Below are 16,256 nucleotides of genomic sequence, written 5' to 3' on the forward strand. Positions count from 1 at the left end.
CCGTACGGCCGTGGATCCAAGGAGGTCGGATCAGCCCTCGGCGATTTCCCGGACCTCGCAGGTGACCTGCCATTCCGGGCCATGGACCTTCACGAACCGCGAGGCCCACTCCAGCGCCTCGGCCTTGTCCTTGCACTGCGTGATGGCATAGCCGCCGATGACCTCCTTGGACTCGGTGAAGGGCCCGTCGGTGACGGAGACGCTCGCGCCGTCCCAGTGCACGCGGGTGCCCTGCGCCGTCGGGGTGAGCCCGGCGGTGTCGAGCATCACGCCGGCCTTGGTGATCTCCTCCAGCAGCTCCCCCATGCGCTGCATCATCTCGGGGCTCGGGCCCTCGGCGGGCGCGGTGGACTCGTCGATCCGGACGAGGGAGAGGTAGCGCGGCATGGTGACTCCTCGGGGTCGGTGTCGGTGACCGGGTGCTTCTCCCGGCCTCTCACCCGTGCGTCGATCGGCGGACTCCCGGATCGACACACTCCCCGGATTTTCTTCGAAGATTTTTTTCCCTCACCGCAACGACTCCCACAACTCCCCCGCCTCCGGCTCCTGAGCCACCACCCGGTTGGGGTCCGACGGCGCCGGTACCACCGGCATCGTCACCGTCCGCACCCGGTCCGACGTCAGACCCTGAAGGCTCTGCCCCAGGCTCGTCAACCCGCTCAGGGAGTCCAGTCCGGTATCCGTCGTCAGGCTGTCCGTCACCGCGTCGGCGACCCGGTAGAGCCTGGCCGGGTCGGCGAGGAGGTCGGTGGCGGAGATCTGGTCCAGGAGGGCCTTCACCAGCCGCTGCTGGAGACCTATGCGGCCCAGGTCGCTGCCGTCGCCGATGCCGTGCCGGGTGCGGGCGAGGGCCAGGGCCGTGGTGCCGTCCAGGTGGTGGGTGCCGGCCTCCAGGGTCAGGTGACTGTCCTCGTCGTCGATGTCCTCGTCGGTCGTGACGGTGACGCCGCCCAGCGCGTCCACCAGCTTCGCGAAGCCCGAGAAGTCGATCTCGATGTAGTGGTCCATGCGGACGTCCGTGAGCGACTCGACCGTCTTGACCGCGCACACCGGCCCGCCGATCGCGTACGCGCTGTTGAACATCGTGCGGTAGGCCACCTCCGTCGAACCGCCCGACGGCAGCGGGCAGGACGGACGGGTGACGAGGGTGTCGCGCGGGATGCTGACGACCGTCGCCTCCGTGCGGCCGGCGTCGACGTGGACCACCATCGCCGTGTCCGAACGGGCTCCGGTGCTGCTGCCGCCGCCCAGCTCCTGGTTCTCCTCGCCGGTGCGCGAGTCCGAGCCCAGGACCAGGATGTTCAGGGATCCGGTCGGCAGCGGGGAGGCGGAGGACGACGGCGCCGGTGTCGTCACGCCCCTCGGCGGACGGTTGTCGCCGAGCGCGCTGTTGATGTCGACGCTCTTGATGTTGTCGTTCAGGTGCCAGTAGGCCCAGGCTGCCGTGCCGACGCCCAGCACCAGGCCGCCCGCGAGGACGAGGCCGGCGGTCTTCAGCGCCTTCGACCGCCGGCCCGAGCGTCTGCCGTCGTCCCCGTTCGCTTCCCGCCCGTTCACACCATGTCCCGTCACAGGCAGGAACGTACGTCCGAATTATTACGGGCAGGGACGGCAGAGCGGCTTTTCTTCGGAAATTCTCAGACTTCCCGGCGCCTGACTCACCCCAGCGTCACCACCGGCACCGGATTGCTCCCGCTCCACGACCCGTTGAACCCGAAGGTCACCGAACCGCCGTCGGGAACCGTCGCGTTGTACGAGGCGTTGGAACAGGTGACCGCCGCCCCCGACTGCGCGCAGGTCGCGTTCCAGGCCTGCGTGACCTGCTGCCCCGCGCCGTACGTCCAGCCCACCTTCCAGGACGACAGCGCCGCCCCCGAGCAGGCGATCCTGACCTGCCCGGTGAAGCCGGTGTTCCACTGGCTGGTGACGCTGTAGGTCGCCGTGCACGCGTCCGTGGGAGGCGGTGTCGTCGTGCCGCCGCCCAGCGACTCGGCGATCGCGTGGTAGGCCGGTTTCGGCGCGTAGTTCTCGTCGTACGGCGTCGCCGCGCCCTGCCCGGGGAAGGTGCTCGGGATCCAGGAGTCGGAGTCGGTGAAGCCCCAGACGGTGACGCCGACGCAGCGGGACACCGCGAGGCAGGCGTTCATGACCGCCTTGTAGTCGGCGGCCTGCTGCGTCAGCTTGGCGCTGTCGGAGGGCAGTTGCATACGGATGTCCAGCTCGGTGATCGCCACGTCGACACCGAGATCGGCGAACCGCTGGATGTTCTGCTGCATGCTGGACGGCACCTGGCCGAGGATCAGATGAGCCTGGAGCCCCACGCCGTCGATCGGGACGCCCCGTTCCTTCAGCGACTTGACCAGGTTGTACAGGGCGGTGCTCTTGGCGTTGACGCCCTCGACGTTGTAGTCGTTGATGTAGAGCCTGGCGCTCGGGTCGGCGGCGCGGGCCGCGGTCAGGGCCTGGGCGATGTAGTCGGCGCCGAGGCCGTTGTACCAGAGGGTCTGGCGATAGGTGCCGTCCTCGTTGAACGGCTCGTTCACCACGTCCCAGGTCGCCAGCCGGCCCTTGTAGCGGCCCACTTCGGTGGCGATGTGGTCGTTCATCAACTGGCCCAGCTCGGCCGGCGTCCAGCTGCCGTTCGTCAGCCAGCTCGGGTTCTGGCTGTGCCAGACCAGCGTGTGGCCGCGCACCTGCTGGCCGTGCGCCTCGGCGAAGGCCACGATCTGGTCGGCCTCGGCCCAGTTGAAGCTGCCCCGGGTCGGCTCGACCGAGCCCCACTTCATGGCGTTGCCGGGGGTCAGGGCGCTGAACTCGCGGCCCGCTATGTCGCCGTAGGTGCCGGTGAGCTTGGAGCCGGTGACGGCGGTGCCCATGACCTTGCCCTTGGCGGCGGCGAGGTCGCGCAAGGGAGTGTCGGCGGCGTGCGCCGCGGGCGCCGTGAGCAGAAGGGCCCCGATCGTCGCGACGCCGGTGAGGAATGACCCGAGGGATAAGCCTGTTCTCAGAGATCTCATTGCGGATGCCTCCGAAAGTTTCGGCTGAACAACCGATTGGCTTCGGTGCAGTGTGGGGCGCCGCGGAACACCCGTCAATACAGCAACACGCCTCCCCTGCTAAACCGCCGGAGGCGCCCCCGTACTGCTGCGCACCACCAGGCTCGTGGCCAGCTCCACCCGCGTGGCCGCCGGCGTCCCCTCCTCCCGGGCGAGGTCGAGGACCAGCTTCGCCGCCGCCTCGGCCATCTCCGTCAGCGGCTGCCGTACGGTCGTCAGCGGCGGCCCCACCCAGCGCGCGATCGGCAGGTCGTCGAAGCCGACCACGCTGAGGTCCTCCGGAATCCGCAGTCCCAGCTCGCGCGCGGCCTCGTACAGCCCGAGCGCCTGGAGGTCGTTGCCGGCGAAGACGGCGGTCGGCCGGTCCGGGCGGCGCAGCAGTTCCAGGCCCTGGCGGTAGCCGGTCTCGTGGTGGAAGTCGCCGGGCCGGATCAGGTCCTGCTCGACCGGGAGTCCGGCGGTCTCCAGGGCGGCGCGGTAGCCGTCGATGCGGGCGCGGCTGCACATCATCCGGGACGGCCCGGTGATCGCGCCGATCCTGCGGTGCCCGAGCTCGACCAGATGCCGGGTGGCGGCCAGCCCGCCCTGCCAGTTGGTCGCACCGATGGACGGCACATCGGCGCCGGGGTCGCCCGCCGGGTCCATCACCACGAACGGGATCGACCGGCTGGTCAGCAGGGCACGCTGGGACTCGTCGAGTCCGGACAGCACGAGGATCACGCCGTGCGGACGCCGGGCCGCGACCTGGTCGGCCCAGGTCCGGCCGGGGGTGAGCCGCCCGGCGCTCTCGCTCAGCACGACGCTCAGCCCGGCGTCCCGGGCGACGTTCTCCACGCCCCGGATGACCTCCATCGCCCACGCGCTCTCCAGCTCGTGGAAGACCAGGTCGATCAGGGGCGACCGGCTGGCCTCGGCGCGTCGGCGGCGGTAGCCGTGGGCGCGCAGCAGCTCCTCGACACGGGTGCGGGTGGCCGGGGCGACGTCGGCGCGTCCGTTGAGGACCTTCGAAACAGTCGGCGCGGACACGCCTGCCTCGCGGGCGATCTCGGCGAGCGTCGCGGTCTGCGTCGAACGCCCGGCCGACGGGGATGTCGTCCGGGTTTCACGTGTTGTCGTCCGGGATTCAGCGGGCTCACGGGCAGTCATGGCGGCGATCGTATCCCTGCACGACCTCTTGACGAACCCTTCTCACCGCACCTAGGTTCCCGGAACATTCGAGGTGAACAACGAAACATTCGCGAGTGGGCCGTCCCGTCACCGCCCCGACAGGAGTTTCCAGCCATCGCCCGGACAGGAGTTTCATGACCACCGCCCCCTGGCGCGACCCCGCCCTGCCCGCCGCCGCCCGCGTCGACGACCTCCTCTCCCGGATGACCCTGGAGGAGAAGACCGCCCAGCTGTACGGCGTGTGGGTCGGCGCGGCCACGGACGGCGACGGTGTCGCCCCGCACCAGCACGACATGACCGCCGACCGCTCCGACGACGAATGGGCCGAGCTGATCACCCTCGGCCTCGGCCAGCTCACCCGCTCCTTCGGCACCGCCCCCGTGGACCCGGTGGTGGGGGGGCGGGGACCGGGCCGCGTACCGGGCTCTGACGACGAGGGGGCCGAGGGGACCACCCTCGGCCTCGCCCAGCCCACCCTCTCTTTCGGCACCTCCCCCGTGGACCCGGCGCGGGACGCAAAGCCACTGCCCCCCCCCCAGCGCCGGATCGCCGGGGCGGGCCGCTTCGGCATCCCGGCGGTGGCCCACGAGGAGTGCCTGGCGGGCTTCACGGCCTGGCGGGCGACGGCCTACCCGGTCCCGCTGGCGTGGGGGGCCACCTTCGACCCCCCGCTCGTCGAGGAGATGGCCCACCGCATCGGCGAGGACCTGCGCTCGGTGGGCGTCCACCAGGGTCTGGCCCCCGTCCTGGACGTCGTACGCGACCCGCGCTGGGGCCGGGTCGAGGAGACCGTCGGCGAGGACCCGTACCTGGTCGGCACCATCGGCGCGGCGTACGTCCGGGGCCTGGAGTCGGCCGGTGTCATCGCGACGCTCAAGCACTTCGCCGGGTACGCGTCCTCGGCGGGCGCCCGCAACCTCGCGCCCGTGCGCGCGGGCGTCCGCGAGTTCGCGGACGTCACCCTGCCGCCGTTCGAGATGGCGCTGCGCGAGGGCGGGGCGCGCTCGGTGATGGCGGCGTACAACGAGACGGACGGCGTGCCGGCGTCGGCGGACCCGGGCCTGCTGACGGAACTCCTGCGCGAGCGGTGGGGCTTCACGGGGACGGTGGTCGCCGACTACTTCGGCATCGGCTTCCTGGAGACCCTGCACCGCGTGGCGGGCAGCCCGGCCGAGGCGGCGCACACGGCGCTGGCGGCCGGTATCGACGTGGAACTCCCCACCCTGAAGTGCTACGGAAAGCCGCTGGTGGAAGCCGTCCGGGCGGAGGAGATCCCGGAGGAACTGGTCGACCGCGCGGCCCGCCGGGTCCTGCTCCAGAAGTGCGAGCTCGGACTCCTGGACGAGGACTGGACCCCGGAGCCGGCGACGACGACACGCATCGACCTGGACTCCCCCGCGAACCGGACCCTGGCCCGCCGCGTGGCCGAGGAGTCGGTGGTCCTGCTGGACAACCCGGACGGGGTGCTGCCGCTCCCGCCGGACGCCCGGATCGCGGTCGTCGGCCCGCGCGCGGCCGACGCCCTGGCCATGCTCGGCTGCTACTCCTTCCCGTCGCACGTCCTCACGCACCACCCCGAGGTCCCGATGGGCATCGAGATCCCGACGGTCCTGGAAGCGTTGCGCGCCGAACTCCCCGACGCCAAGGTGACGTTCGCGGAGGGCTGCGGCGTCTCCGACCCGGAGACGGCGGGCTTCGCGGAGGCGGTGGCCCGGGCCTCGGAGGCGGACGTGTGCCTGGCGGTGCTGGGCGACCGGGCGGGCCTGTTCGGACGGGGCACGTCGGGCGAGGGCTGCGACGTGACGGACCTCCGGCTGCCGGGCGCCCAGGGCGAGCTGCTGGACGCCCTGGTGGCCACGGGCGTCCCGGTCGTCCTGGTCCTGCTCACCGGCCGCCCGTACGCGCTGGGCCGCTGGCACGGGCGGCTGGCGGCGGTCGTCCAGGCGTTCTTCCCGGGCGAGGAGGGGGGCCCGGCGGTGGCGGGGGTGCTGTCGGGCCGCGTCAACCCGTCGGGGCGGCTGCCGGTGAGCGTGCCCCGGGTGCCGGGCGGCCAGCCGTGGACGTACCTCCAGCCGCCGTTGGGGCTGGCGGGGGAGGTCAGCAACCTGGATCCGACGCCGTTGTACGCGTTCGGGCACGGGGGGTCGTACGCGTCGTTCGCCTGGGGGGACTTCACGGGCGGCGAGGATCCGACGGAGATCGGCACGGACGGGTCGTACGACGTGTCGCTGACCGTCCGCAACACGGGCGACCGCGCGGGCGCGGAGGTGGTCCAGCTGTATCTGCACGACCCCGTGGCGTCGGTGACACGGCCGGACGTGCGGCTGATCGGCTATCAGCGGGTGGAGTTGGCGCCTGGTGAGGCGAGCCGCATGAGGTTCCGCTTCCACGCGGACCTGTCGTCGTTCACGGACCGCTCCGGGCGCAGAGTGGTCGAACCGGGCGCACTGGAGTTGCGGCTGGCGGCGTCGAGTGCGGACGTACGGCATACGGCGCGGCTGGCGCTGACGGGGCCGGTGCGGGTGCTGGGGACGGAGCGACGGCTGTGGTGCGGGGTGGAGGCCGGACGGGCCTCCTGACGCGTTCACACCACGGACCGACAGCGGCTTACGGGGCTCCGGCCCCGGTCAGTCCGCCGTCGACACCGACTCGAACCGCCATCGATGCACCGCCCGCGTGACCAACTCCCCGCCCGGTTCGGGGAGTTCGGGGAGTACGGCGTCGTAGGCCGCGTCCCACCAGGTGATGACGAGGACGCGGTCCTGCGGGGCGCTGAAGGTCTCCCGGCGCAGGGGCCGCTCGGCCAGCTCCTGCTCACGTGTCCAGGCCAGCAGCTCCTCGCCCCGGCCGGCCACGGCCCGCGCCTCCCACATCAACGCGACGGTCACGAGTAGAGGTTCTCCTTGCTGACCTCGTGGACGTGATCGTGGTCGTGCCCCGGCACATGGGGATCCGTCACCGGCAGCGAGGAGTCCGCCGACAGGTCCCAGCTCGACGCGGGCCGGCCCCGCGTCACCATCTCCGCGCCCAGCGCCGCCACCATCGCCCCGTTGTCCGTGCACAGCTTCGGCCGGGGCACCCGCAGCCGGATGCCGGCCGCCTCGCAGCGCTCCTGGGCCAGGGCCCGCAGCCGGGAGTTCGCGGCCACGCCGCCGCCGATCATCAGGTGGTCGACGCCCTCGTCCTTGCAGGCGCGGACGGCCTTGCGGGTCAGCACGTCCACGACCGCCTCCTGGAAGGAGGCGGAGACGTCCCGCACCGGAACCTCCTCGCCCGCCGCCCGCTTGGCCTCGATCCAGCGGGCGACCGCCGTCTTCAGGCCGGAGAAGGAGAAGTCGTAGGCCGGGTCGCGCGGCCCGGTCAGACCGCGCGGGAACGCGATCGCCCGCGGGTCGCCCTCGCGCGCGTACCGGTCGATGACCGGGCCGCCCGGGAAGCCCAGGTTCAGCACCCGGGCGATCTTGTCGAAGGCCTCGCCGGCCGCGTCGTCGATGGTCGCGCCCATCGGGCGGACGTCGGAGGTGATGTCCGACGACAGCAGCAGAGAGCTGTGCCCGCCGGACACCAGCAGCGCCATCGTCGGCTCCGGCAGCGGCCCGTGCTCCAGCTGGTCCACGCAGATGTGGGAGGCGAGGTGGTTGACGCCGTAGAGCGGCTTGCCCAGCGCGTAGGCGTACGCCTTCGCCGCCGAGACGCCCACCAGCAGCGCGCCCGCCAGCCCCGGGCCGGCGGTCACCGCGATGCCGTCCAGGTCACGGGCGCTCACCCCGGCCTCCTTCAGCGCACGGTCGATCGTCGGGACCATCGCCTCCAGGTGTGCCCGGGAGGCGACCTCCGGCACCACGCCGCCGAAGCGGGCGTGCTCGTCGACGCTGGAGGCGATGGCGTCGGCGAGCAGGGTGGTGCCCCGGACGATGCCGACGCCGGTCTCGTCGCAGGAGGTCTCGATGCCCAGGACGAGCGGCTCGTCGCGTGAGTCAGCCATTGATCTCGGTTCCTTGTACGGAAGGTGAACCCGCGGCGGAGCCGCCGCTTGATTTCGTGTTCAGTCGCATCACCAGGGCGTCGACGTTCCCCGGCTGGTAGTAGCCGCGCCGGAAGCCGATGGCCTCGAAGCCGAAGCGCTCGTACAGCTTCTGCGCGCGGACGTTGTCCACGCGGCACTCCAGCATCACTTCGGCGCATTCGAACGCGGTGGCGGCCCGCAGCAGTTCGGTGAGGAGACGGCCGCCGAGGCCCGTCCCCCACTGGTCACGGGCGACGGCGATGGTCTGGACGTCGGCCAGGTCGCCGGAGGAGGCGAGGCCGGCGTACCCGACCATCCGGTCACCGTCCTCGGCGACGACGTAGTGCCGTGTCGCCCCGGGCCCGCGCGCGTGGGCCAGCTCGGACCAGAACATCCCCCGGGACCAGGCGTCCTCGGGGAAGAGGTCCTTCTCCAGCCCCAGCACGGCGTCGATGTCCCACCAGCGCATCTCGCGCAGCACAGGAATCACGGGCGGCCCGGTCTTCGGCCCCGTCTCCGGTCCGGTCGGCTGTCCTGTCACTTGGGGGTGACCACCTTGTAGTTCTTGGGGACCTGGGCGTCGGGCCGGCGCAGGTACAGCGGTCTGGGGGCGGGAAGGTCCTCGCCCGCCGTGAGCCTCTCGGCGGCCAGCGCCGCGAGGGCCGCCGCCGACACGTGCTCGGGCTCGTGGGCGCTGGGGAAGGTCTCGGGGTACAGCAGCGCGCCCGCGCCGACCGCGGGCAGCCCGGCGACCTGGTCCGCGATGTCGGCGGGCCGGTCCACGGCCGGGTCGCTCAGACGGGTGCGGGAGTCGGCGTAGCGCGCCCAGTAGACCTCCTTGCGCCGGGCGTCGGTCGCGACGACGAAGGGGCCCTTCTCGATGTCGGCGGCGTACGCCAGACCGTCGAGCGTGCACACACCGTGCACGGGGACACCGAGGGCGAGACCGAAGGTGTCGGCGGTCATCAGACCGACGCGCAGCCCGGTGTACGGGCCGGGGCCGATGCCCACGACGATGCCGGTGACGGCGTCGAGTTCGAGTCCGGCCTCGGCGAGGACCCGGTCGACGGCCGGCAGCAGCAGCTCGCCGTGCCGGCGCGCGTCCACCTGGCTCGAGGAGGCGATGACGTCCGTACCGTCGTGCAGCGCGACGGTGACGGCGGGGGTGGCGGTATCCAGAGCGAGCAAGAGCACGCAAACAGCCTACGGCGCCCGCGCCCCCAGAAGCGCCGCCCCGATCGGCCGCTTGACGACTGCTACGGTCGGCTTGATCACGACGTACGACACGAACGCCGAGGTGGTGACGGTGGCAGGCAGCAGTTCCACAATCGTGGCGGGGCTCACCGTGGCGGCCCTCGCGACCGTCGGCTTCCTCACCTACCAGGCATCGGCGAATGTCCCGGCGGACCTGCGCAAGCCGCACGCCGTCCGCTCACCCGAGGTGAGTACGTCCAAGGCGCCCCGCGACAGCAATGCCCCCGGCGCGCTGCCCACCGGATCCGGTGCGGGGCAACGGGTCGTGTACTCCACGGACGACGACCGGGTGTGGCTGGTCGGCGGCGGCGAGAAGGTCAAGCGCACGTTCCGCGTCACCCCCGGAACGGTCGACCCGCCGCCGGGCGCCTACACCGTCACGTCCCGCTCCAACGCGGTCACCGGCACCGACGGCCTGCCCGTCGAACACGTCGTCCGCTTCGCCACCATCGAGGACACCACCGTCGGCTTCAGCGCGCTCGCCGACGGCTCGGCCCCCCTGCCCAACAACCCGACGGTCAAGACGGGCGGCATCCGCGAATCCCGCGAGGACGGCAACGCCATGTGGGACTTCGCGACGATCGGCCGCACGGTAGTGGTGATCCACTAGCGGCCAAGCCCTGGGGGCGCGACCAGCCACAACGCACCCGCGGACGCCCGCCGCCGCACGGCACGGCGGAGCTAGGCGGCTTCGCGGTGCCCCTGACCGGTAGTCGGCCGAGTCGCCTCGGGCTCGGGCACCCGCGGTGGCGTCGAGATCGCCTTCGCCGCCGCACCCGCCGCCAGCAGATCACGCATCGACACCCCGGCGACCACCTGGGGCCGCTGCTGGACCTTGTTCTCCGAAGCCGACATGGACGCCTCCTGGGGCCGGGGGCGGACGTGGTTAGGCACACCTAACTACGGACTGGATACCATGTGACCACGCACAAGACCACGAACGCAATATCTTGCCGACGCCTTGTCGGAATGTTCATCCGGCTCAGGCGGAGAGCACGCTCAGATCCACGGCCGCCCACCGCTCCCCCAGCCCGGTCACCGTCACATGCCGCACCTCGTCGGTGGTGTCGCCGACGGCCCGGTGGATCACGAGCTGGAGCCGTTCCTCGGTCAGCTCCTCGACCTTGCCCTCGCCCCACTCCACGACGATCACCGAATCCGGCAGCGAGACGTCGAGGTCGAGATCCTCCATCTCGTCGAGGCCGCCGGACAGCCGGTACGCATCGACATGGACGAGCGGCGGCCCGTCGCCGAGGGAGGGGTGCACGCGGGCGATCACGAAGGTCGGGGACGTGACCGCGCCTCTGACTCCCAGCCCCTCGCCGAGCCCCCGGGTCAGCGTCGTCTTGCCCGCGCCGAGCTCCCCGCTGAGCATCACGAGGTCGCCGGCGCGCAGCAGCTTGGCGAGCCGGCGGCCCAGTTCCCGCATCTGGTCGGGAGAAGTGACGGTGAGCTCTAGGTCACCCGCGTTGTGCGGTGCTGCTGGTGCTTCCATAGCCACTTACGGTAGCCCCTGCGGGCACGGCACCCGCGCGGGTGAGCAGGTCGGCCAGACGGTCGGTGACGACCTCCGGGTGTTCCAGCATCACCAGGTGCCCGGCGTCCGGCACGAGCACCAGCTCGGCGTCCGGCAGCAGATCGGCCACCGCCTCGCTGTGCTCGCTGGGCGTGACGAGGTCACCGACGCCGGCCAGGACGAGCACCGGCATGTCCGTGAAGTGGGCGAGCGCCTCGGTCTTGTCGTGGTCGGCGAAGGCCGGGTAGAACTCCGCGACCACGTCGATCGGCGTCCCCTCGATCATCCGCTCGGCGAACCGGGCGACGGCCGGGTCGACGTCCCGGGACGAGAACGAGTACCGCTTGATGATCCCGGCGAACAGGTCGGCGGTGGCCCGGCGCCCCTTCTCCACCAGCTCGGCCCGCTGCCCCAGCGCCCTGAGCACCCCCGGCAGCACCCGCCGCACCGCGTTCACTCCCGCGACGGGCAGCCCGAAGTTGACCTCGCCCAGCTTCCCGGACGACGTACCGACGAAGGCGGTGGCGACGACCCGGTCGAGGATCAGCTCCGGATACTGGTCGGCCAGCGCCATGATGGTCATCCCGCCCATGGAGTGCCCGACCAGCACGAGCGGCCCCTCGGGCGCGGCCGCGTCGATGACGGCCTTCAGGTCGCGCCCGAGCTGCTCGATGTCGACGTGCTTGCCCTCCTCCGTCTGGGCGACGCCGCGCCCGGACCGGCCGTGGCTGCGCTGGTCCCAGTGCACGGTGCGCACGACGCCCCGCAGCGCGGCGCGCTGGAAGTGCCAGGAGTCCTGGCTGAGGCAGTAGCCGTGGCTGAAGACGACCGTGACGGGGGCGGGCGCCTTGCGCCCGAAGAGCCGCCGACGGCGCGGGGTGAGGGCGGGAGCCGCCTCGGGGTCGACGTCGTCGACCTCGTAGTACAGCTCGGTGCCGTCGTCGGAGTAAGCCTTGCCGGGCATGCCGCGCAGCGAGCCGTACGGCCCCGCCGAGTCGAGGGCGAGGCGGGCCTTCTGCCGCATGCCCCGGCCCACCGTCATGCGCTCTATGGCGACGCCGGCGGCGGCGCCGGCCGCGATCACGCCTATCGCCGCACCGGCGAAGCCGGTCGCCCTGCGCCAGTTCGCGGCCGCCCCCGTGGCGGAGGCGACGGCCGCGACGGCCTCCGCACTGCTCTCGCTCACGTACCGCTCCTCTGGTTACCCGTCTCGTTCCTCATACACATGAACGCATGCCCATGGAAGCTTTCCTAGGACCACCATCACGTGGACACATCACATGGTCATCACATGGCCGCATCACACAGCCGACATCACACAGCCGCATCCCTGTAGACGCGTGGAACGCGCGTTCCGATCCGGGTGACGATTTCGTACGCGATGGTCCCCGCGGCCTGCGCCCAGTCCTCGGCGGTGGGTTCACCGCGGTCGCCGGGCCCGAACAGCACCGCCTCCGCCCCCGCCTCGGGCTCGTCCCCGCCCAGGTCGACGACGAACTGGTCCATCGCGATCCGCCCCGCGACCGTCCGCCACTTGCCGCCGACCAGGACGGGCCCGGCACCGGAGGCGTGCCGCGGGATGCCGTCGGCGTAGCCGAGGGGGACGAGGCCGAGGGTGGTCTCGCCCGGGGTGACGTAGTGATGGCCGTAGCTGACGCCGTGGCCGCCCGGGACGTGTTTCACCAGGGCGAGGGACGCCGAGAGGGTCATCACGGGCCGCAGCCCGAAGTCGGCGGAGCTGCCCAGCTCGGGGCTGGGCGAGATGCCGTAGGTCGCGATTCCGGTGCGCACCAGGTCGAAGTGGCTGTCCGGGACGGTGAGCGTGGCGGGCGAGTTGGCGATGTGCCGCACCTCGGGCCGCACGCCCTGGGCCTCGGCGTACCCGACCATCTCGCGGAAGCGGGAGAGCTGGGCGGCGATGGACGGGTGCCCGGGCTCGTCGGCGCAGGCCAGGTGCGACCAGAGCCCGGTGATCCGGACCAGTCCGTCGGCCTCGGCCCGCAGGGCCTGCCGCACCAGCTCGGCCCAGTCGTCACCCGGCTGGCAGCCGTTGCGCCCCAGCCCCGTGTCGGCCTTGAGCTGCACGCGCGCGGGGGCGCCGGCCCGCCGGGCGGCCTCGGTGACCTCCCGCAGGGCCCACATCCCGCTGAGCGAGACGTCCAGGTCGGCCTCGATGGCCTCCCGCCAGGGCCCGCCCGGCGTCCACAGCCAGCACATGATGCGCACGCCGTCCAGCCCGGCGGCGCGCAGCACGAGGGCCTCCTCGGGCGTGGCCGTACCCAGCCAGCCGGCGCCCCCTTCGACGGCCGCGCGGGCACACCGCACCGCCCCGTGGCCGTACGCGTCCGACTTCACGACGGCCATCAGGGCCGCGCCCGGCGCGTGGGCGCGCAGGGTCCGTACGTTGGCCCGCAGGGCGGCCAGATCGATCTCGGCGCGGGCCCGCAGGGGTGCGGTCCGCAGGGCTGCTGTTTCTGTCATGGCGCCCCCAGTGTCTCAGAGGGCACCGACAACGCCGCAGAGCCGGGACCCCCGTGCCCTGCAAGCCTTACGCCTTACGCCTCACGGCTCCGACCGGTGCCCCCACACGTACACCCGGTCGTTGTTCCTGAGCACGCCCCACAGCTTCCTGGCTTCTTCCAGGCGCATGTTGACGCAGCCCATGGAGCCGACGGGGGTGAAGAGGTTGGCGTAGACGCCGTGGAAGGCCTGGCCGCCGCTGAAGAACTGGGAGTAGGGCATGGGGCTGTTGTAGAGCGACGACACGTGGTTCTTGTGCCGCCAGTAGACGCGGTGCCAGCCGGTCCGCGTGCCGTATCCCTTGCGTCCGCTGCGGATGTGCACGGGCCCGTACACGACCTTCTTGCCCTGCTGCACCCAGGCCAGCTGCCGGTCGAGGTCGACACAGGCGATCCGGTACGCCCGCACCGGGCACTTCCCGGCCGCGTTGGGGTTCTTCCCGGCGGCGACGAGCTGCATGGTGGCCCAAGTCACAGGCCCCGCGAAGCCGATGGCGGGTTTGATCTTGTGCTTGGTCTGGAAGGCGCGGATGGCCCGGCAGTCGTCGACCGACTGCTTCCCGTCCGCCTCCCGCTTCAGCCTCTGCTCGACCTGCCGCTGATGGGGACCCGTCTGCTCGCTGCACTTCGGCTCGTCGAGGACGTCCCAGGGGTCGACGTACTCCACGAGTTCGTTCGTCTCGTCCTCCGCCTCCGGCGGCTCGACGGCGTCCTCCTCGGCGCTGGGCTTGTACACCTTCGGCGGCAGCGCCTGGTCGGGCGTGTCGGTGGCCCAGAGCGGGAGGGTGCTCAGGGGGACACCGGGTACGAGTTCGGCCTGCGGTCCGGAAGCCGGGGGTTCGGGGTCGGCCGAGGCGCTGCCGACGGGCAGCACGGCGGCGCCGGCGAGCAACAAGGCGATGCTCCGGCTTGCGATACGTCCGCTGATCATGCGGACAGGGAAGCGTGCGGAACCCGCCGCGCGGGAGGCGCCGCGCGGCGAGGTCACTCGTTAGGGAGCGTTTTCGAGAGAGCCGTAGGGTGCTCGGCATGAGCATCATCGGGGTCGGTATCGACGTGGCCGAGATCGACAGGTTCGAGGCGGCGCTGGAACGCACACCTGGGCTGGCCGAACGGCTGTTCCTGCAGAGCGAGTTGCTGCTGCCCGGCGGCGAACGCCGGGGCAGCGCCTCGCTCGCCGCCCGCTTCGCCGCGAAGGAGGCCCTGGCGAAGGCGCTGGGCGCCCCGGCGGGCCTGCTCTGGACGGACGCCGAGGTCTTCGTCGAGGACAGCGGCCGGCCGCGACTGCGGGTGACCGGGACGGTCGCGGCACGGGCGGCCGAACTGGGCGTACGGTCCTGGCACGTGTCGCTGAGCCATGACGCCGGGGTGGCGTCGGCGGTGGTGGTGGCGGAGGCCTGAGCCACGGGAACGGCCGGCCGAGGTGCCGCTGAGGCGTCACCGGGGCTCCGCCACCACCCGTCCGGCCGGCGTCAGCAGATCGACTGACCGCTGTTCACCCGGGTGATGTTCCGGAAGGTCGTGTTCTCACCGCAGGGGCTCTCCCTGATGGCCGAGTTGGTCACGGTCAGGTTCTGGACGGTGATGTCCCGGTTGTTCGGGAACTCGGACCGTGCCGCCAGCCGCAGCTCGCCGCCGCCCGTGATGGTGCCGCTTTGGGCGGCCAGGTTGACGTTGTAGCAGTTCTCGATCAGCACCGAGTTGTTGCCCGTGTTGGAGAGGGTGACCCGGTCGATGACGGCCCCGCCGCTCTCGGACACGCAGAACACCCCGCGCCCGCCCCCGCGCGCGATGACCTCGCCGACCCGGATGTTGGTCGGGTAGGAACTCCCGACCCGCCCGTTCCGGTTGGCCATGCGGAAGGCGGCGTACCCGGTACCGGTGCCCGCGTTCTCGGCGTCGACCTTCGTGACGGTGGCGTTGATGGTCTGGTTGAGCAGCAGCCCCGACTCGCCGACGCCCCGCGCGGTCACCGTCCCGATGGTGATGCCGTCGACGCCGTACGTCTCCACGGCGTGGCTGGAGGCCCCGGAGACGTAGACGTTGTCGATCCGGACGTTCCGCGTCCACTGGCTGGTGTCCCCGCGGTTGTCGATCCGTACGCCCAGCCCCGCGGACAGCCGCATGTCGATCTGGCCGAGGGCGACGTTCTGCACGTTGCGCATGAAGATCCCGTACAACGGGCTGCCGGTGAGGTTCAGATGCTGGATCTCGACGTCCCGGGTACCGCGCGAGTACACGGGCGCCTGGTCGCCGGAACCGCTGCCGGTGACGTTGATGGTGCCGCAGACGTCGAGCGTGGTGTAACTCGGCAGCGAGACGCGCGACCCGGCCGACACGGCGCCCGACCCGCGCACCACCACCCGCTCCTTGGCGGTACGCCCGGAGGTCAGGCTGTTCACGGCGGCCTGGACGGCGGCCCGCATGTCACCACCCGTGTAGACGGTGCTGCCGCCGCGCCGCGCGGTCCAGGTACTGCCGCTCAGGACCGCCTCGGCCTGGAAGGAGCCTTCCCCGCAGGCGGCGGCGACGGCGGGGGTGGGGGCGGTCAGAGTGCCGAGGGCCGTGAGGAGAGCGGTGGCGCCGGCGGCGAGGAGTACGGCTCTGCGTGCCATGGGGGGGTCCTCTCGTCGAACCGATCCCACCGAACCGGATCTCATCGAATCCGTTCGACTGAATCGATTCACCATGTGGGGGCGGGTGAGTTTGGCAAAGGCATGGCAAAGCGTCAATGGATG

The 16,256-nt window shown here is 71.8% G+C and carries 17 protein-coding genes; 3 read left to right on the top strand and 14 right to left on the bottom strand.

The features are described 5' to 3' along the window. Nucleotides 1-30: 30 nt before the first annotated feature. The 4 genes from ACFU95_RS00985 to ACFU95_RS01000 form a co-directional block, all read right to left on the bottom strand. The gene (locus tag ACFU95_RS00985; protein ID WP_383819907.1) at nt 31-387 is read right to left on the bottom strand and encodes a YciI family protein; all 357 of its coding nucleotides are present in this window, start codon (nt 385-387) and stop codon (nt 31-33) included. Nucleotides 388-507: 120 nt separating this feature from the next. Further along, complete coding sequence (locus ACFU95_RS00990; RefSeq protein ID WP_383820439.1) at nt 508-1,557, bottom strand: LCP family protein; 1,050 nt, start codon at nt 1,555-1,557, stop codon at nt 508-510. A 101-nt stretch (nt 1,558-1,658) separates the two neighbouring features. Continuing rightward, nucleotides 1,659-3,017 (bottom strand): endo-1,4-beta-xylanase, encoded by a 1,359-nt coding sequence (locus ACFU95_RS00995; RefSeq protein ID WP_383819910.1) that lies wholly within the window; start codon nt 3,015-3,017, stop codon nt 1,659-1,661. Nucleotides 3,018-3,116: 99 nt separating this feature from the next. After that, nucleotides 3,117-4,202 carry a LacI family DNA-binding transcriptional regulator gene (locus tag ACFU95_RS01000; RefSeq protein ID WP_383819912.1) on the bottom strand — a complete coding sequence of 362 codons (1,086 nt, stop codon included), beginning with the start codon at nt 4,200-4,202 and terminating at the stop codon, nt 3,117-3,119. A 155-nt stretch (nt 4,203-4,357) separates the two neighbouring features. Between ACFU95_RS01000 and ACFU95_RS01005 the strand changes: the two genes are divergently transcribed. Further along, on the top strand, nt 4,358-6,802 hold the full coding sequence (locus ACFU95_RS01005; RefSeq protein WP_383819915.1) for a glycoside hydrolase family 3 N-terminal domain-containing protein: 2,445 nt from the start codon (nt 4,358-4,360) through the stop codon (nt 6,800-6,802). Between the two features lie 48 nt (nt 6,803-6,850). Here the strand turns inward: ACFU95_RS01005 and ACFU95_RS01010 are convergent, their stop codons facing one another. The 4 genes from ACFU95_RS01010 to tsaB all read right to left on the bottom strand — a co-directional run bounded on the left by ACFU95_RS01010 (nt 6,851) and on the right by tsaB (nt 9,423). Continuing rightward, entirely contained in the window at nt 6,851-7,111 is a 261-nt protein-coding gene (locus tag ACFU95_RS01010; RefSeq protein WP_383819917.1) for a hypothetical protein, read from the bottom strand. Next, a complete protein-coding gene (gene tsaD / locus ACFU95_RS01015) occupies nt 7,108-8,208 on the bottom strand; it encodes a tRNA (adenosine(37)-N6)-threonylcarbamoyltransferase complex transferase subunit TsaD (protein ID WP_383819919.1) in 1,101 nt (366 codons plus the stop codon). Before tsaD ends, ACFU95_RS01010 begins: the two co-directional genes overlap by 4 nt. Continuing rightward, nucleotides 8,201-8,698, bottom strand: a complete 498-nt coding sequence (rimI, locus tag ACFU95_RS01020; protein ID WP_383820441.1) for a ribosomal protein S18-alanine N-acetyltransferase — start codon at nt 8,696-8,698, stop codon at nt 8,201-8,203. The genes tsaD and rimI overlap by 8 nt, the downstream gene beginning before the upstream one ends. A 68-nt stretch (nt 8,699-8,766) precedes the next feature. Next, complete coding sequence (tsaB, locus tag ACFU95_RS01025) at nt 8,767-9,423, bottom strand: tRNA (adenosine(37)-N6)-threonylcarbamoyltransferase complex dimerization subunit type 1 TsaB (protein ID WP_383819921.1); 657 nt, start codon at nt 9,421-9,423, stop codon at nt 8,767-8,769. A gap of 112 nt (nt 9,424-9,535) precedes the next feature. Between tsaB and ACFU95_RS01030 the strand changes: the two genes are divergently transcribed. Next, nucleotides 9,536-10,093: a hypothetical protein gene (locus ACFU95_RS01030; protein ID WP_383820444.1), complete on the top strand. Its 558-nt coding sequence runs from the start codon at nt 9,536-9,538 to the stop codon at nt 10,091-10,093. Between the two features lie 71 nt (nt 10,094-10,164). Here the strand turns inward: ACFU95_RS01030 and ACFU95_RS01035 are convergent, their stop codons facing one another. From ACFU95_RS01035 to ACFU95_RS01055, 5 genes are all read right to left on the bottom strand, one after another. After that, nucleotides 10,165-10,338 (bottom strand): hypothetical protein, encoded by a 174-nt coding sequence (locus ACFU95_RS01035; RefSeq protein ID WP_383819923.1) that lies wholly within the window; start codon nt 10,336-10,338, stop codon nt 10,165-10,167. Between the two features lie 127 nt (nt 10,339-10,465). Further along, nucleotides 10,466-10,978, bottom strand: coding sequence for a tRNA (adenosine(37)-N6)-threonylcarbamoyltransferase complex ATPase subunit type 1 TsaE (tsaE, locus tag ACFU95_RS01040; RefSeq protein WP_383819927.1), 513 nt, complete (start codon nt 10,976-10,978; stop codon nt 10,466-10,468). Further along, nucleotides 10,944-12,185: an alpha/beta fold hydrolase gene (locus tag ACFU95_RS01045; RefSeq protein ID WP_383819930.1), complete on the bottom strand. Its 1,242-nt coding sequence runs from the start codon at nt 12,183-12,185 to the stop codon at nt 10,944-10,946. The genes tsaE and ACFU95_RS01045 overlap by 35 nt, the downstream gene beginning before the upstream one ends. Nucleotides 12,186-12,313: 128 nt before the next feature. Then, nucleotides 12,314-13,480: an alanine racemase gene (gene alr / locus ACFU95_RS01050; RefSeq protein ID WP_383819932.1), complete on the bottom strand. Its 1,167-nt coding sequence runs from the start codon at nt 13,478-13,480 to the stop codon at nt 12,314-12,316. A gap of 81 nt (nt 13,481-13,561) precedes the next feature. Beyond that, complete coding sequence (locus ACFU95_RS01055; protein WP_383819934.1) at nt 13,562-14,449, bottom strand: L,D-transpeptidase family protein; 888 nt, start codon at nt 14,447-14,449, stop codon at nt 13,562-13,564. A gap of 98 nt (nt 14,450-14,547) precedes the next feature. On the opposite strand from ACFU95_RS01055, the gene ACFU95_RS01060 reads away from it, so the two are divergent. After that, nucleotides 14,548-14,919 carry a holo-ACP synthase gene (locus ACFU95_RS01060; RefSeq protein WP_383819937.1) on the top strand — a complete coding sequence of 124 codons (372 nt, stop codon included), beginning with the start codon at nt 14,548-14,550 and terminating at the stop codon, nt 14,917-14,919. Nucleotides 14,920-14,990: 71 nt separating this feature from the next. On the opposite strand, the gene ACFU95_RS01065 is transcribed toward ACFU95_RS01060, so the two are convergent. Then, nucleotides 14,991-16,133 (bottom strand): hypothetical protein, encoded by a 1,143-nt coding sequence (locus ACFU95_RS01065; RefSeq protein ID WP_383819939.1) that lies wholly within the window; start codon nt 16,131-16,133, stop codon nt 14,991-14,993. Nucleotides 16,134-16,256: the final 123 nt, after the last annotated feature.

It is taken from the genome of Streptomyces sp. NPDC057623, assembly GCF_042800355.1.
Classification (GTDB): domain Bacteria; phylum Actinomycetota; class Actinomycetes; order Streptomycetales; family Streptomycetaceae; genus Streptomyces.

Bases quoted from the DNA above. Each gene is read 5' to 3' on its own strand.
- ACFU95_RS01060 (WP_383819937.1), top strand. From the start codon at position 14,548: ATGAGCATCATCGGGGTCGGTATCGACGTGGCCGAGATCGACAGGTTC.
- ACFU95_RS01055 (WP_383819934.1), bottom strand. From the start codon at position 14,449: ATGATCAGCGGACGTATCGCAAGCCGGAGCATCGCCTTGTTGCTCGCC.
- rimI (WP_383820441.1), bottom strand. From the start codon at position 8,698: ATGCGCTGGTGGGACATCGACGCCGTGCTGGGGCTGGAGAAGGACCTC.
- ACFU95_RS01000 (WP_383819912.1), bottom strand. From the start codon at position 4,202: ATGACTGCCCGTGAGCCCGCTGAATCCCGGACGACAACACGTGAAACC.
- tsaD (WP_383819919.1), bottom strand. From the start codon at position 8,208: ATGGCTGACTCACGCGACGAGCCGCTCGTCCTGGGCATCGAGACCTCC.
- ACFU95_RS01005 (WP_383819915.1), top strand. From the start codon at position 4,358: ATGACCACCGCCCCCTGGCGCGACCCCGCCCTGCCCGCCGCCGCCCGC.
- ACFU95_RS00985 (WP_383819907.1), bottom strand. From the start codon at position 387: ATGCCGCGCTACCTCTCCCTCGTCCGGATCGACGAGTCCACCGCGCCC.
- ACFU95_RS01035 (WP_383819923.1), bottom strand. From the start codon at position 10,338: ATGTCGGCTTCGGAGAACAAGGTCCAGCAGCGGCCCCAGGTGGTCGCC.
- ACFU95_RS00995 (WP_383819910.1), bottom strand. From the start codon at position 3,017: ATGAGATCTCTGAGAACAGGCTTATCCCTCGGGTCATTCCTCACCGGC.
- alr (WP_383819932.1), bottom strand. From the start codon at position 13,480: ATGACAGAAACAGCAGCCCTGCGGACCGCACCCCTGCGGGCCCGCGCC.
- tsaE (WP_383819927.1), bottom strand. From the start codon at position 10,978: ATGGAAGCACCAGCAGCACCGCACAACGCGGGTGACCTAGAGCTCACC.
- ACFU95_RS01065 (WP_383819939.1), bottom strand. From the start codon at position 16,133: ATGGCACGCAGAGCCGTACTCCTCGCCGCCGGCGCCACCGCTCTCCTC.